We start from the raw sequence: 16512 nt of genomic DNA, 5'->3' as shown, positions 1-16512 counted from the left end.
GATAGCAATACTTACACCATCTTCTCCGAGAAAAGACAGAGCGAGCTGTATCAGCCTCGTCCCCCCTCACAGCATGTCTCGCAGATCGTGCGGCAGCGAGTACATTGCAGCTTGCCTCGCAACTCAAAGAGCCGACCGCCGCAGGCAGGGCAAGCCGGCTGGGGCGGCATGGAAGTCACTTGTACGATGGGCTGACGATCACTCGGTTGTGGCGAGGGTAGGCTCATGATGATCCTCACAACGCAAGAAGCAATCAGGCAGAAGATCCTTACATATTCACTCTAAACCGAGTGGCTTGCGAAGGGCAAGCACGACTTTCGTCGAAGCTCGCCCTTCGCTAACGATTTTGGCCTTGTTTACTTGCCCACGAGCACGCGAGCGCGGGCCGGTGAGCCGGGCTCGTCCTCAAGGGTGCAAACGATCCCGTCAGGCCGTTTTGACAGATCGACGCCGAGCGTCACGGTGTGAACGCCCGTCGGCAGATCCAGCACGACCTCGGGCTTGAGTTCGACCTTCTTGTTGTCAATCCAGAGCTTCATTCCCGCGACGGGGTTGAAGGTGAGTTTCAGCGGACCGGGCGTCGTGACTTCAATCTCAGCGCGGGCCATTCCGAACGCTCCCTGGTAGGAGCCGAACGGCTTGAGCGCCTCGATCGGCAGCAGCCCCGAGACCCGGCTGTACGCGGGCGTCCAACTGCGAAGTTCACCACTCTCAATCGCCGCATCGAGCCCGCTGTGTTGAATCGTCAGCGCCTCTTTCGGAGTCGGCTCAAGAACGCGCCAACGTCTGACAACGCGTGCCTTGCTCACCGAATAGGGGCCGATTTTTCCAAGCTCAGAAAGGAACCGGACGAGGTCGAGCAGTTCCGGACGGGTCAAGGGATCGGTGAGGTTGGCCGGCATCAGCGAGCCGGCCGGTTTCTGCTCTTCGATCGTCGCCACCGGAATCGTCAGCTCCTGGTCTTCGGCATCCCGCAGGATCAGGTCGGATTCCGTCTGACGGAGCTTGATGCCCGTGATGATCTTGCCATCACTGGTAGCCACCACCAAGGCGTGGTAGTTCTCCTTGATCGCCTTGCTCGGCAGGAGGATCGAGTCGACCAGGTAATCGGCCGGTGCGCTGGCACCGATGCTTTCGAGGCTCGGCCCGACTTGGCCTCCCGCCCCCACGATCGCGTGGCACTTCAGGCAAGACATATCCTTGCGGCGGAACACCTCCTCGCCCCGCTTGGCATCGCCGAGACGAGCCACGTCGGCGAGGAAATCTTTCATTTGCTCGGGGGAGAGCTCCGCAGAGGCCGAGGCCAGTTGGCCGGCTGAAGTCAACGCCTCGACGAGCTTCTCCTCCGGGCGTCCCGAGGCACGAACCGCGCGGATCGCGACCTTGGCGACGTCGGAAGGGAGCGTTTTGCCGGCCAACGCGGCCGTGAGCGCGGCCGGACCCGTTCGGAGTTGGAGGAATCGAGCGAGCAGGCTCTCGACGGCCGCCGGCTCCGTCGTTTTCGTCAAGCGTTCGATCGCGCGCTGCGACGCTCCGTTGGGATCGATCGAGGCGAGGGCACTGATAGCAAGGGCCTGGGTTTGGCCGGGCGCGTCGGGGGCCGCGAGCCGCTCGAGCTCGGTTCGGCTTTGCGGACCTCCCATCTCGGCCAACGCGTCCACCACGACACGGGCGAGAGTCGGGGACGTCGTCTTCGCGTTGGCCAGTTCGACAAGGCGGGGACGAGCTGACTCGAGCTTCCAGACACCGGCCGCTTCCGCGGCGGCCCGACTGAGGGCCTCGTCTTTGCCGTCGAGCAACGAAGCGACTCGGTTCAAGTCTCCCGTGGGCTGAACTTTCCGTTGCCGGGCGGCCTTCGCCAAGGTCTCCAGGAGCGTGGCACGCTGGCCGTGAGTCGACGAGCCCCCCTCAACGAGGGCGAGGTCGAGGACCATGGCCAGGTCGCCTGGATCTCCCAGGGTGGCGACCGTCGTCAAGACCCCTGAGACTTGCTCCTTGGGGATTTTCGAGGCCCGCAACGACTCGACCAGCGGCTTGACCACGCCGGAAGAACCGTTGGCCTGGAGCGCGAACACGAGGTGGCCGATATGCCCTTTGAAGTCGAAACGACCCGCCTGGACTTCGGGAAGCCAGGTCGGCGCCAGTTCGCGCGCCGTGAGCCAGATCGCATAGTCGAGAAAGCGATCGATCGGCCGGTCGAGGGCACTCATGGCCAGTTCCGCGGCTTGCGTGGTCGGGAACAGGCCCAGTGCCCGAACCGCCTCGAGCCGAACTCGCGGGTGGTCATCGATCACTTGCTGGGCCATCGTGGCCACCGGATCCGCCAGGCGAGTCTGCCACTGGCTGGCCACTCGGGTCGCCGCCGCGCGCACCCGCGGATCGTTGCTGCGCAAGAGCGTCGCCAGCAAATCCGACTCGACTTCGTTGATCGCTTGATAGGTCCAGAGCGCTTCGAGTCGCTGGTGCTCGGCGTCGGGGTCGTTGGAATCGAGCTTCGCGACCCAATCCTTCAGCGCGGGGATGATCGACTTGCCGCGCTCCTTGAGCACCATTCGGGCGTTCTGCCGGGTCCAGTCTTCAGGAGCTTTCAAGGCGGCAAGTAAGGCTTCTGTCGACGCGCCCACGAGCTTCGGCCGTTCAACGAGCGGGCGGCCTTTGGCGGTGACCCGCCAGATGCGCCCTCGGGTGTGATCGCGCCTCGGGTCGCGGAAATCGACCTCACCATGTTGGATGATCGGGTTGTACCAGTCGGCAATATAGATCGCGCCGTCCGGGCCCATCTTGGCGTCGATCGGCCGGAAGGCCATGTGCTTGGTCTTGATCAACTCGGGTTGCTCACGCGAGGCATAGCCCGCGCCGTCTTCACTGAGCACGAACCGGCAGACCCGATTGCCGCGGAAGTCGCTGGTGACGATGCTTCCTGACCAGGACTCGGGGAGGTGTCGTCCGCTCACGAACTCCGCGCCGCAGTGTTTCGGACTTCCTGGGTTGAGGCCCTGCAGGATCCGGGTCGCGTCGGGCGCCGTGAGGTAATAGGCGCCGGGAAGGCAGTAGTTGATCCCTTCCCCCCCTGCCCCATCGGTCGCGAACGACTGGCCCCAGCGGTCGAAATGGTGTCCCCAGGGGTTGACGAGTCCACGAATGAACACGTCGAGTTCCATCGTCTCCGGCCGGAACCGCCAGATTCCACCGCCGCCGAGTCGTCGCACGCCATGCGGTGTTTCAATATGACTGTGGATATAAATCGACTGGTTAAAATAGAGCATTCCATCATATCCCCAACGGAGCGTGTGGAGGATATGGTGGGTGTCTTCGGTGCCGAATCCGGAGAGCACGACGCGGCGACGATCGGCCTTGCCGTCGTTGTCGGTGTCCGCGAAGTGGAGCAGCTCGGTGCTGTTGGCGACGTAAACTCCCCCGTCACCGGGCTCGACGCCGGTCGGGATCAGGAGGCCATCGGCGAAGACCGACGTTTTCTCCGCGCGGCCGTCGCCGTCACGATCCTCGAGGACCAGCACCTTATCGTTGGCCGTCTGCCCCGGCTTGATCTGCGGGTAGACCTCGGAGCTGACGACCCATAACCGCCCCTGGGGGTCGAAGTTCATCTGGATCGGCTTGGCGAGGATCGGGTCGGCGGCGAACAGGTTGACCTCGAAACCATCGGCCACGATGAACGACTTGCGCTCGACCTCCGGGTCGGGATCGGGAATCTCGAACGGGGCGCGTTGGGCAAAGGTCGAGGAGGCGGCACCAAGGGCCACGCAGACGCTCAGGATGAAGAATAATCGGTTGCGAATCATCGGCCCACCTCGCTTTCACGAACCAACTCATAAACGTGGGAGACCGGAACTCGCAACGTTGCAACTTCCTTCTCCTTGGCCTCGACGAGTGGGTCGAACAAAGGAATCTCGCGTGCGTTGTTGCCTTGCTCATGCTTCCGAAAACCAAACAGGTACGTCTCGTTCTGCGGCCGCCAGCGGTGGAAATAAAGCAGGTTCTTCTCGTTGATGACCTTGCGAAGTTTTTCCACCTGATCGAACTCGGGCCCTTGGTTGAGTTCCCATGACTTCCACTGGTCGGCGGCGCCCGAGGCGATGGTCTGCCCGTCGATTTTCAAGGTGTATCGACCAGGTGCCAGGCCCTCGAACTTGAGAACGCGGGGATTCTCCTTCGCCGACGCGAGTTGGGCTGGCAGCGGCAGGGAGGTGCCCAGCACCTCGAATCGAGTCCGTTGCGGGGACACTTGAACGTTGGAAACCTTGGCGTTCTGAGCCTCGGCCGTGCCGTCCGTTCGAACGCGTACGGACCACGATTTCCCCAGGTTTTCCAGGAGTTCGGACGCGATCTTCGCGTCAGCCACCCCGTAACCATGCTCGGTCAAATGAATCCCGTCGTCAGTCAAGGGTCGAGCGTCCTTTTCGCCCGGCTTGCGCGAAGGGTCGAACCCGGAACCGATCGAGGCGAGGTTGATATAGGGATAGCCGCGGCTGCCCGCCACCCGGGCGATCGTCTCGCGGTAGAGCCCGAGCTTCTGGTTGTGAACGGTCGGATCGGGAAGGGGAAGACCGAGCTTTTCATGCGAGATCGGTGAGAGGAGCACCACCTTGGCCTTCGTCTCGGCCAAGACGTCAAGTAATGCGTTCAGGCCCATTTCGAAGGAAGCGAGTCCAGGCTCGCCATCGAAGGATTCGCTCATCCCATACCCGACGAGGATGACCGTTGGCTTGAGCCCGAGCACATGCTCCTTCAATTGCTTGAAACCGTCAGCACGCTTGCCGAATCCCGCCCTGGCGTCGCCGAACACGGTGTCACCGCTCCAACCAAGGTTGCGGACCGTCAGGTTCTTCTCGGGATTCAAAAGGGTGAGCAATGTCTCGAGGTAGCCGTGCTTCTGATTGCGTTCAATCAGATCATCACCGAGAAGCACGATCCGATCGCCGTCCTGGAACGGGAAGACGCTACGGTCGGCCGCGTGCGCGATTGTGCTCAGGCAGAGCCATGAGGCCAGCGCGGCGACGTACGGGAGAGGTCGTTTCACAAGGTCACTCCGGACCGAATTCGATGATTGGAATCGCCCCAACGGAAAACGCGTCAAAAAAGGGGAGCCTGTTTTGCACGGAGAGGAGGGGCCGCCATCCCATCCAATTTAGCCTTCGGACTTGCGATGGTCGAGAACCTTCCGAATCACAGAGGTGACTGTTAGAGAGTGGCTTCGAGGCACGCTATAATCCGGGTCATCATGAATACCACCCACACGACCGGCGGGCCTTCCGAACTGCGGATCGATCGGCAGCGGCTGACCGAGACGGCGGTTCGTTTAATCGAGATCCCGAGTCCGACCGGCCAAGCCGGCGCAGTCTCGGACTTTCTGGCCGAGTTCCTGCGCGACGACGGATTCGACGTCGAACGCCCGGTCGCGGGGCATCCTGCCGCCCCGGCGGTCGCGGTTCGCTACAGTTCCGGCCGACCTGGTCGAACTCTTCAATTCGATGGCCACCTGGATACCGTCCACCTCCCATTCGTCGCCCCCACGGTCGAGGACGGTCTGATTCGAGGTAGCGGGGCCTCGGATATGAAGGGGGGGCTTGCCGCCGCGATCGAAGCGCTGCGGGCCATTCGTGACGCCAATCTCCTGTCGGCCGGCTCGATTCTCCTCACGGCTCACGACCTCCACGAGGCTCCTTGGGGGGATGGGCGGCAACTCGACCAGATGATTCGAGACGGATACGTCGGTGACGCGGTGCTGATCCCCGAGCCAATGCATGAACCATTGGCCGTGATCGGGCGTGGTTCGGCCACCTGGAAAGTCTCGATCCACCGTGAAGGTCCTCCCGTTCATGAAGTCAGGAGGCCGCTCGACCAGCCCAGCGTGATCGCGGCGGGAGCCGAGCTTGTGACCCGGCTCAACGCCATGAACGATCGGCTCTCTCACCCTACAGACCCGCTCTGCGGACCGGCGAGTGTCTTCATCGGCCAGTTCCATGCCGGCGAAATCTACAACCAGTTCCCGCAGGACTGCTGGCTCCAAGGAACGCGTCGTTGGCTCCCTGGTACGGACCGGCGGACCGTCGAGAGCGAGTTTCGCGCTTTCCTCGGCGAACTGGCACAGCAAACCAGGACCAAGATCGATTGCGACTGGTTCTTCATCCGTGACGCATTCCGCCTCGATCAGGCCGATCCCTTCGTCACGGCATTTCAGTCAGTCTATAGGGATCGATCGGGAGCCCCCTTGGCCATCGGTGGCAAACTGTTCGTCGACGATGGCAACAGCTTCTACTCGCTCGCCCAGGTGCCGGCGATCACTCACGGCGCCCGTGGCGGAGGGGCTCACACGACAGAAGAGTGGGTCTCGATCGATGACCTCATTCGCGTGGCCGAAGTTTATGCCCTGACCGCCGCTGCCTACTGCCCCAGACCAGCTTGACGTTCCCCGCATCCCCTTGGGTCGCTTCCCCCGGACAATCAGAAGCCCGGAAGGCCCCCATTGGCAGGACCTGACTACTCCTATTGGTTCGACTCGAGAAACCAAGGCGAACATGAACTCAACACCGTGGAATCGTCGCACGTTCCTGAGTGTCGTTGCCAGCATGCCGTGGGGACTTCACGCGTCGTCCGAGGCAAAGGCGGTCCCTCAGGACACGGGCGCCTTTCGCATTCACAATTGGATACGTGATGTGCGGAATCCGATCTTTCCTCCACGTGAGTCTTTTGACGCTCAACGGTGTATGAATCCCTTCGTCATTCGTCGTGAGAATGAGTACTGGCTCTTTTATGGAGGAGCCGACGCCCGCGGGGCTCATCGTATCTGCCTGGCAACCGCGCCTGTCGAGGACCTCACGCGTTGGACACGACTGGGCCCCTTGTTCGAGCCAGGATCGGCCGGAGCCTTCGATGAGAACTGGTGTGTTCTCCCCTGTGTGCATCAAATCGGGAATCGCTGGCACCTGTATTACACAGGACAGGGAAAAACCGGGGCCGGCCTGCAATCGTTCCGTGGGATTGGACTCGCCGTCAGCGACGATCTGATTCACTGGAAGCGCCTGCACAACGAGCCCGTCCTGACCGGTGAAGGTTTTCCGCAGTGGCCGAAAAACGCTGGGATTGCTGGTGGTGCACGAATTCTCGAACTGCTCCAGCCGGACGGCCGGACGCTCTACCGGATGCACTACACCCTGGCAACCGGCACGCCCGATAAGAGCTTGCTCATCGACCAGGCCAAGCAGTCCGTGATCGCTCATTCCTGGGATGGCATCGAGTGGTTCGACCGGCGGGTCGTTCTCCAACCCCGACTCGATGCAACGTACGAGAACGCAGCCACCATCGCGCTCAACGTCTGGAGGGAGGGCGATCGTTGGCGGGCGCTCTACGCCGGGATCGGCACAAAATTCGGGGCCTATTCGATCTGCGAGGCGGAAAGCCTGGATGGTCTTTCGTGGCAGCGCGGCAAGCCCGGCGAGAATCTGACACTCCCTCCTTCAGATCACGGCTGGGACAGTCAGATGACCACCTATCCCAACGTAATCGAGGAGGATGGAAAACTGCGGCTGTTCTACTGTGGCAACGGATATGGAAAAACGGGAATCGGGACCGCACTGGCAACGCCTCTCGACCCACAATGAGTCCCCTCGTTTTTGTCGTTTCGACGAAACACCAAACGGCTCCGGTGAACCCCCTCCCAGTACATCATTGGTCTGGCTCCATTATGCCGAATTGCCAGTCACGCCAAGTGAAAACACGGGTGTTGCATTTTTCCCCCAGCCTACTGAAACGGCGTGCCTTCGATTCGGTCATTTTTGACGTCAAGCCGAACGTACCCTATCAGTTGAGTGACGGCGATAAAGTTGCCGATCGTCAGGATCGAGCGTTGCCATGGCTCCAACGGCCCTGTTCGGTCGCGGGACCAACAACAACGACCTGGCCAGGCCGCAGCCACTTCCTGGGCACGGACCGGCCGTCTGATCGATGTCCACTCGCTGGGGAGTCGCCGCACCGTGAATCCGTTTGAGCCAACCACTGTCCCGTCGCTGACGATCGAGGGGAAAGAACCTTTTCGTCCCCGACCAGCCAACGACTTCGTCACCGCGGGGTTGAACAGCGCTCAAATCGAAAGCCTCGTCCTCAAGTTCCTGCTGAACTTTGGGAATGCCGCCGGCCGGAGGATCGCCGACGAACTGGGCTTGCCCTTCGGTCCCTTCCCCGAATTTCTTCGCCATCTCAAGAACCAACAGATCGTCGCCTACACCGATAATGCTTCGGCCAACGACTACTATTACTCGCTGACAGACACCGGACGAGCACGCGCCCGAAACCACTTCGAGGAATGCGCCTACGTCGGCACCGCCCCTGTGCCCTTCGAGGTCTACGTGGAATCGGTCGCCGCCCAGACGATCGACGCCGAGCAGCCGAAGATGGCCGACCTCCGTCGCGCCTTCTCCGACTTGTTAATCAATGAGGACATGTTCCAGACACTGGGCGCGGCGATCAATTCGGGCCGCGGCATGTTTATTTATGGCTATCCAGGGAATGGAAAGACCAGCATCGCGGAGCGAATCACGCGCTGCTTCGGCACGTCGATCTGGATTCCGCGGGTCATCAGCATTGAGGGGCACATCCTCAAGCTCTATGACCCGGCCAGCCACGAAGCGGTGAGGCCGCGGAAGGGGGGCCTACTGCGGATGGACGATCAGGACGACCGCTGGATCGAGATCAGGCGGCCGACCCTGATCGCCGGTGGTGAGCTCACGATGGAAAACCTGGAGATCAGCTACAACCCCGCGACCAAGATCAGCGAAGCTCCGCTTCAGATGAAGAGCAACAACGGAACCTTTCTGATCGACGACTTCGGCCGACAGCGGATGCAGCCGATCGAGCTCCTCAACCGCTGGATCATTCCGCTCGAGAAACGATACGACTTCCTGACGCTCGCCAACGGCAAGAAAATCCGCGTCCCGTTCGACCAGCTCATCCTCTTCTCAACCAACCTCGAGCCGAAGCAACTGGTCGATGAGGCCTTCCTGAGACGAATCCCATACAAGGTCAACGTCACCGATCCAAGCGAAGCCATCTTCCGAAAGCTCTTCGAGATCTTTGGGCCGAAACTCGGCTTCAAGTCGATCAACCAGGATGCGATCAGCTACCTCATCAAAACACACTACCTGGGGGCGGAGCGTCCCTTTCGCGCCTGTCAGCCGCGTGACCTGATGCTGCAAATTCGAAATCACTGCATCTTCAATGAGCTTGATATCGAAATGTCCCCCGAGTACTTCGACATCGCCGTGGGCAACTACTTCACGGTCATGTGATCGCGCGTTCGAGTTGAGCTGAGCGGGGAGCTTGGCCCAGCCGTATCTTCATTCGTTACGATGGTCACCAGCACCGACGGCGGAGTTCTTGACCCCGACCTTGTCGCTGGCGTGAACGAACGGCGAGTTGAGAGTGGTTGCCACCAGTCCGGCCCTCGACTCCTTGATGAACTCTCGACGTGGCATCACAGACTCCCCTTCGGAGAAAAAGGGACGAGTTCCCACGGATTCAAGGTAGGAAGAAGCGCAAGCTACGACGCGAGAACCGGGATTTCAACGATTGGGCCACGTCGCCGTGATTCATACTCAAAGACCTACAGTTCAGGTGGATACATAGTCAAGCCCACGAAATTCTGCTAACTTGGCTTGTTAGGTTCCTGACCAACGCCCGCCCCGTTGTGCGCCCGATCGATCCTCCCCAATACCCCCAAACAGCGCATTGCCCGCTGTGCGTTCGTTTGAAGCAAATGCGACCGAGTCCGGTGGGCTGAAGGAACCACGACAAGATTCACGACCCTGTTTGATGGAGTGGTTTGAGTCATGGTTCCAACGCAGGGCGTCCGATCGTGGCGGTTGCGATTATCTCGAACCGTCTATTTCGTGATCCTCATCGGATTGGGCCGGGCCGCCAACGCCGAGCCGCTTCCTCCCCCGGCCAGTCATAAGATCGACTACGCCCGGGAGGTCCAGCCGATCTTCGCCAAGCACTGCTATGGCTGCCACGGCCCTCAGCGCCAGAAAGGGGGCTTGAGCCTTCACATCAAGGCGAGGGCGATCGCTGGCGGTGACGGAGGCCCTGCGTTCGAGGCCGGTAAGAGTGGCGAGAGCCGTCTGATCGAACTCGTGTCCGCGGTCGACGAGGACGATGTCATGCCTCCCAAAGACAATGGCGAGCGCCTGACCCCGGCCCAAGTTGGCATACTCCGTGCCTGGATCGATCAGGGCGCCACATGGCCCGATGATCCGGCCGGTTCCCCGTCGATTTCAAGCGATCACTGGTCGTTTCGCAGCCCTGTGCGGGCCGATTTTCCCGAAGTGAAGCATCCTGCGTGGGCAAGGAACCCGATCGATCGTTTTATTCTGGCGCGGTTGGACCGAGAAGGCATGGCCCCGGCACCGGAAGCCGGCCGCACCACTTTGATTCGCCGGCTCTCGCTCGACCTGATCGGACTCCCTCCGACGATCGCTGAAGTGGACGACTTCGTGGCCGACAACCGTCCGGACGCCTATGAGAGACTCGTGGAGCGTCTGCTCGAGTCACCGCATTACGGCGAGCGCTGGGGCCGGCGATGGCTGGACCGCGCCCGATATGCCGACACGAACGGCTACGAAAAAGATCGGGAACGGTCGATCTGGCCCTACCGTGATTGGGTGATCCGAGCGATCAATGCCGACATGCCCTTCGATCAGTTCACGGTCGAGCAAATTGCAGGAGATCTCCTCCCCAACGCCACCCTCTCGCAAAAGGTGGCCACCGGCTTTCACCGAAACACGATGATCAACGAAGAGGGAGGCATCGACGTCGAGGAATTCCGTTTCACCTCCCTGGTGGATCGAGTCGCCACGACCGGCGCTGTCTGGCTGGGCCTGACCATTCAGTGCGCCCAGTGTCATACTCACAAGTACGACCCGATTACCCAGCGCGAGTATTATCAATTCTTCTCCTTCTTCAATAATGCGGACGAACCCGAGATCGAGGTGCCGGAGTCGGAGATCACCACCAAGCGCCGCGAAATCGAAGCCAAGATCGCCACGCTTGAAGCCGGCCTGGAAGCGCAGTGGGTCGTGGCCGACAAGTCATCACCTGGCCAGTCTCGGAGCTCGACTCCCAACCAATCCCAGGAGCCAGACTCGACCTCGGTGGAGGTCGTCGCTAACAAACCCTCGGAGTTGCTCCAGAAGCGGATCGCGGAGTGGGAAAAGGAGGTCAGAGCCGTTCACTGGACCCCGTTGCGGCCAACGCGGCTCGTGTCGCGAAACCACGCGACGCTCACCATCCTTGACGATCTCTCCGTACTTGCCAGCGGCGATAAGCCCAACCAGGACACCTATGAGGTCGATCTCGCAACCGACCTGAGTGCGATCACCGCGCTCCGGCTGGAGGTACTTCCTGACCCAAGCCTCCCTGACGGCGGTCCGGGGCGTGCTCCCTTGTTCTCGGTGGGAGACTTCCTGCTGACGGAGCTTCTCGTGGCAGCGAAACCGGCGCAGGGTGACGGCCCTTCCCGGCCCGTCCCGATCCAGCACGCAAGCGAAGACTATTCCGAACCGAATCGACCGGCGGCCCTCGCGGTGGATGGTATTCCCGATACAGGCTGGACGGTCAAGGGGGGGGTTGGGCGGGCACACGCAGCCGTCTTCGAATTCCGAGAAAAAGTCGGCGATGGCTCACCTTCCAAGTTGACGCTGACGCTGCGTCAGGAAGGGATTCACCAAATGACGATCGGACGATTCCGGATCTCGGCCACGTCGGATCGCGGACCGATCCGCGCATCGAAGGTACCTGCCGACATCGAGGAAATCCTCCTCCATCCCCCGGAGTCGCGGACCGAGGCGGAACGTTCGAGGCTCAAATCCCATTTCCTGAGCATTGCACCCGAGCTGGCCAAGCAGAACGAGCAGATCGCCGCGCTCAGGCGGTCACTCCCGCTCCAGCCAACAACAATGGTGATGCAGGAACGGTTGCCCGAGCATGTCCGGACCACTCACATCCACAAACGTGGAGAATTCCTCAAAATCACCGACCCTGTCGAACCCGCAATGCCATCGGTGCTCCCCGCGCTTCGGAAAGATGAGCCGCGCAACCGGCTAGGGCTGGCTCGCTGGTTGGTCGCGGAAGAGAACCCGCTGGTGGGACGGGTCGTTGTGAACCAGGTCTGGCAGACCTACTTCGGCCGAGGACTCGTGGCCACCGTCGACGACTTTGGAACCCGAGGGGAAAAGCCAACCCATCCCGAGTTGCTCGACTGGCTGGCCACCGAATTCATTCGACGCGGTTGGAGCATGAAAGCCATGCACCGACTGATCGTCACAAGCGCCACCTACCGGCAGGATTCTCGGATTTCGCCAGCGCAACTGGCACGCGATCCGAAAAATGAATTGCTGGCGCGTGGCCCCCGATTTCGCGTCGAAGCCGAAGTGGTCCGAGATATCGCCCTAACCGCCAGCGGCCTGCTCAATCCGGCGATCGGCGGTCCAAGCGTCTTCCCGCCTCAACCCGAAGGGGTCACCTCGCTGGCCTACGGAAGCGTCCCCTGGAAGACCAGCCATGGATCCGATCGATTCCGTCGTGGTTTGTACACGTATACAAAACGTACGGCACCATACGCGTCGTTCACAATCATGGACGCCCCAACTTCGGAAACAGCCTGCGTCCGGCGCGAACGGTCGAACACCCCTCTCCAGGCACTGACTTTACTCAACGACACCGTCTTCGTCGAAGCCGCGCGCACACTCGCTCAGCGCGTGCTTGATGAGGCACCCAGCGACGATCAGGCTCGCGTTCGCCACGCGTTCCGGCTCTGTCTGACTCGCCTTCCTCGTGACGAAGAGATCACCACGCTCACTCGCTTCTATCATCAACAACGCGAGCGGTTCCGCCTCGGTGAAGCCGACGCGGCCGGGGTGACCGGACTGGACGCCAACGCGGTCCGTGACCTCAAGAATCTCCCCGAACTGGCGGCCTGGACCACCGTGGCGCGTGCCTTGCTTAATCTCGACGAGACGATCTCGAAGGAATAAGACTGTGAAACCGTTCACTTTCGAATCGACCCCGGAGCGACGGCCCGCGTCTTTGGTTCACGAATCCACTCGTCGGCATTTCTTTCGCGAGTGCGGCGTCGGGATCGGCAAGATTGCGCTGACGTCTCTCTTCCTCGAATCCCAATCGCGCGCTGCGATCCCACTCGCCGTCGATCCGCTCACCCCCAAGCCGCCCCACTTCGCTCCCAAGGCGAAGCACGTGATCTATCTCTTCATGGCGGGGGCGCCTAGCCAACTCGACCTCTTCGACAACAAGGTGTCGCTACAAAAGTACGACGGTCAACCGGTCCCTGCCGACATTGTCAAGGATCAGCGGTACGCCTTTATCAGGCCGGATTCCAGCCTGATGGCCTCTCCTTTCAAGTTCGCGCGACACGGCCAGTCCGGGGCGGAACTTTCCGAGATGCTTCCCCACCTGGCCAAGGTGGTCGACCGGATCACGTTCATCAAGTCGATGCATACCGACCAGTTTAACCATGCCCCCGCGCAAATCTTCGTCAACACCGGGTCATCACTCCCCGGCCGCCCTTGCATGGGGTCGTGGGTCACATACGGCCTGGGCAGCGACGCCGCGGACCTACCTGGATTTGTCGTCCTCTCTTCAGCGGGAGGAACGAGTGGGGGCGTGGCCAACTGGAGCAGTGGCTTCCTGCCCAGTACCTACCAGGGTGTTCCATTCCGATCCACGGGTGACCCGATCTTGAACGTCGCGAACCCGCCCGGCTTCGACCGCCGGCTCCAGCGCGACTCGCTCGACCTCATCCGAGATCTCAATGAGAAGCGGCTCGACGACGTAGGCGACCCGGAGATCGTGACCAGGATCGCCGCCTACGAGATGGCCTATCGGATGCAGACCAGCGCCCCCGAGTTGATGGACCTTGCGGGCGAAAGCCAGGAGACGATCCAGCTCTACGGAGCCGAACCCGGGAAGGCGTCGTTCGCCAACAATTGCCTGCTGGCACGAAGGCTTGTCGAACGTGGGGTCCGGTTCGTGAACCTGTACCACGAGGGGTGGGACCATCATTCCGACGTGGCCGGCGGACTCAAAAATCAGTGCGGCCAGACCGACCAGGCGGCCGCCGCCTTGATCCTGGACCTCGAACGGCGTGGACTTCTCGACGAGACGCTCGTCGTCTGGGGAGGCGAATTTGGCCGTACCCCCATGGTCGAGTCAAACGCCACGCTCGGTCGAACCATGGGGCGTGACCACCATCCTCAAGCATTCACGATGTGGTTCGCCGGCGGTGGGATCAAGCCTGGAATCACCCTCGGTGCCACCGATGAACTCGGCTTTCACATCACCGAGCACCCGGTCCACGTTCACGACTTACAGGCCACGATTCTCCACTTACTCGGGCTCGACCATAAGCGTCTCACCTTCAAATACCAGGGTCGCGACTTCCGGCTGACCGACGTCCACGGCGAGCTCATTCAGGCGATTCTCGCTTAAGGACATAAGCACACGCCTGTCATCCACGAACCAACCCAGACGTGGCGAGCGGACGCTACTGATTCTGGGAAGTGTTGGACGTGGTCGATCGACCCGATCGGGCTCGCCACGAGAAGGGCCCTTTCAAGAGGCTATTCTGAGCAGCGAGCGGTTGAGGCAGATGGTGCGGGCCGATCGGACCGTCGGAAATGCCTTCCCATTGATGAGTCTGGATCGCTCGGAGAATTTCGCTGGCCAGTCGCATCGCTCTGAGGCCCTGCTGGCCGCTCACTTTCGGAGGCGTGCCTGAACGAATTGCCTGGACGAAATCTTCCAGCTCGAGTTTGAGCTGATCCTGGATCTCGGATTGGACCTGATCGACGCGAAGCACCGTGCCGAACAGATGGTCCTTGACTGCTGCCGGGTTCGTCAGATCCACGCCGGCCAAATCAACTTGTCCGCGCCGGAGCTGTTCTGAGGGGCGAACGAGGGTGCCTTGCTTGGTCATGAAGTCGAGCATGGCATAGCCTTCCGCCGACCACAGGCGCATCTTGCGCATCGCCTGAAAGCTCGCTCGGCTGGCCGTCAGATTGGCGACGCATCCATCCTCAAACTCAATCCGCGCATTGGCCACGTCTTCATGACCACCGAAGACGCTGACCCCGACGGCCACGACCGATCGAACCGGGCCCGGGTTCATCGCCAGGACGAGGTCGATGTCGTGAATCATCAGGTCCAGGACAACGCCAATGTCGGTGGAGCGGAAAGTATAAGTCGAGAGCCGCTCTGCCGTGATGTATTTCGGCCGCATCGGCAGCCCGTCGAGGGCGGAGAGTGCGGGATTGAATCGCTCGACGTGGCCAACCTGGAGCAAGGTGCGGCGAACCTGGGCCAGCGCCACGAGTTCTTCAGCCTCGGCCGAACTGGAAGCCAGCGGTTTCTCGACCAACGTGGCGATGCCCCGAGCCAGAAAATCCCCGGCCACTTCTCGATGCATGAACGTGGGGACGGCGATCGAGACGGCATCGACTTCGTTGAGGAGTTCGCGATAGTCGGCCACCGCGCGGGTGCCCGTCTTCTCGGCGACACTTCGAGCCTGTTCGATTCGTGAGTCGGCGACGGCAACCAGCTCCACCTCGGGGATCTGTGATAAGATCCTGGCATGGTGCTGGCCCAGATGTCCGACCCCAACGACTGCCACTCGCGAGCGCGTCATGATTTTCTCCAGCGTTCGCGGGCCCGGCCGTGCTTACCTTCTTGCTGGGCCTGGATGAATTCGAGCAAACTTCGCACTTCAGCCACGAGGTGCCCATGCGACTCGAGGATTTCGGTCGCATGCTTCGCGCTCATTTTCGCGCGATAGATCAATCGATGTGCTTCATGAAGGGCATCGATCCCTTCCATGCTGACGCCGTTACGTTTCAAACCAACGACGTTGATGCAGCGGATCTTCGACGGATTGCCGTCGACCAGCATGAATCGCGGCACATCGTGAACGATCCGCGACTGGCCGCCGACGAAGCTATAGGCGCCGATGGTCGCGTAGTGGTGGACCGCCACTCCCCCGGAAATGCTGGCATGCGACTCGACGTGGACGTGACCACCGAGCATCGAACCGTTGGCGATGGTGATTCGATCACCCAGCTTGCAGTCGTGAGCGATGTGGGCCCCCGCCATGAGGAAGTTGTGGCTTCCCAGGCGGGTCACCCCATCTTCCTTCTCAGTGGCGCGGTTGATCGTGACGCTCTCACGAATGATGTTGTGGTCCCCGATCTCGACCCGAGTCGACGACCCTTTGTAGCTGACGTCCTGCGGATCGCCGCCGATCACGGTGAACGGGCTGAAGACGTTCATCTCCCCGACCGTCGTGACCCCTAACATGCAGACATGAGCAATGAGACGGGTGCCCCGGCCGACCCTCACGTCTGGCCCGAGCACACAGTAAGGACCGATCTCGACATCGTCGGCGAGCTCAGCTCGGGGATCAACGCAAGCCGTATCGGCGATCAGCGTGGCCAT

The 16512-nt window shown here is 61.2% G+C and carries 10 protein-coding genes; 5 read left to right on the top strand and 5 right to left on the bottom strand.

All coding sequences use genetic code 11. The features are described 5' to 3' along the window. Positions 1-356: 356 nt before the first annotated feature. Complete coding sequence (locus V5E97_RS16090) at positions 357-3800, bottom strand: PVC-type heme-binding CxxCH protein (protein ID WP_406700315.1); 3444 nt, start codon at positions 3798-3800, stop codon at positions 357-359. Next, a complete protein-coding gene (locus tag V5E97_RS16085) occupies positions 3797-5038 on the bottom strand; it encodes an SGNH/GDSL hydrolase family protein (protein ID WP_406700314.1) in 1242 nt (413 codons plus the stop codon). Before V5E97_RS16085 ends, V5E97_RS16090 begins: the two co-directional genes overlap by 4 nt. Before the next feature lie 201 nt (positions 5039-5239). Here V5E97_RS16085 and V5E97_RS16080 point away from each other — a divergent pair, with 201 nt between their 5' ends. The 3 genes from V5E97_RS16080 to V5E97_RS16070 all read left to right on the top strand — a co-directional run bounded on the left by V5E97_RS16080 (position 5240) and on the right by V5E97_RS16070 (position 9302). Next, positions 5240-6424 (top strand): M20 family metallopeptidase, encoded by a 1185-nt coding sequence (locus tag V5E97_RS16080; RefSeq protein WP_406700313.1) that lies wholly within the window; start codon positions 5240-5242, stop codon positions 6422-6424. Positions 6425-6725: 301 nt separating this feature from the next. Continuing rightward, positions 6726-7619, top strand: a complete 894-nt coding sequence (locus V5E97_RS16075; RefSeq protein ID WP_406700312.1) for a glycoside hydrolase family protein — start codon at positions 6726-6728, stop codon at positions 7617-7619. Between the two features lie 372 nt (positions 7620-7991). Then, positions 7992-9302: a P-loop NTPase and SpoVK domain-containing protein gene (locus V5E97_RS16070; protein WP_406700311.1), complete on the top strand. Its 1311-nt coding sequence runs from the start codon at positions 7992-7994 to the stop codon at positions 9300-9302. A gap of 48 nt (positions 9303-9350) precedes the next feature. Here V5E97_RS16070 and V5E97_RS16065 read toward each other — a convergent pair whose 3' ends face one another. After that, on the bottom strand, positions 9351-9488 hold the full coding sequence (locus V5E97_RS16065; protein WP_406700310.1) for a hypothetical protein: 138 nt from the start codon (positions 9486-9488) through the stop codon (positions 9351-9353). Between the two features lie 354 nt (positions 9489-9842). Between V5E97_RS16065 and V5E97_RS16060 the strand changes: the two genes are divergently transcribed. Together V5E97_RS16060 and V5E97_RS16055 are read left to right on the top strand one after the other, a co-directional pair. Then, positions 9843-13043 carry a PSD1 and planctomycete cytochrome C domain-containing protein gene (locus V5E97_RS16060; protein WP_406700309.1) on the top strand — a complete coding sequence of 1067 codons (3201 nt, stop codon included), beginning with the start codon at positions 9843-9845 and terminating at the stop codon, positions 13041-13043. Between the two features lie 4 nt (positions 13044-13047). After that, positions 13048-14514, top strand: a complete 1467-nt coding sequence (locus V5E97_RS16055; RefSeq protein WP_406700308.1) for a DUF1501 domain-containing protein — start codon at positions 13048-13050, stop codon at positions 14512-14514. Positions 14515-14569: 55 nt separating this feature from the next. Here V5E97_RS16055 and V5E97_RS16050 read toward each other — a convergent pair whose 3' ends face one another. After that, positions 14570-15709, bottom strand: coding sequence for a Gfo/Idh/MocA family oxidoreductase (locus V5E97_RS16050; protein ID WP_406700307.1), 1140 nt, complete (start codon positions 15707-15709; stop codon positions 14570-14572). Continuing rightward, a complete protein-coding gene (gene lpxA / locus V5E97_RS16045; protein ID WP_406700306.1) occupies positions 15706-16512 on the bottom strand; it encodes an acyl-ACP--UDP-N-acetylglucosamine O-acyltransferase in 807 nt (268 codons plus the stop codon). The genes V5E97_RS16050 and lpxA overlap by 4 nt, the downstream gene beginning before the upstream one ends.

Source organism: Singulisphaera photorubra (assembly GCF_045290345.1).
Taxonomy (GTDB): Bacteria; Planctomycetota; Planctomycetia; order Isosphaerales; family Isosphaeraceae; genus Singulisphaera.
The sequence above is the reverse complement of the archived record's forward strand: the minus strand, read 5'-3'. Positions and strand labels throughout refer to the sequence as shown.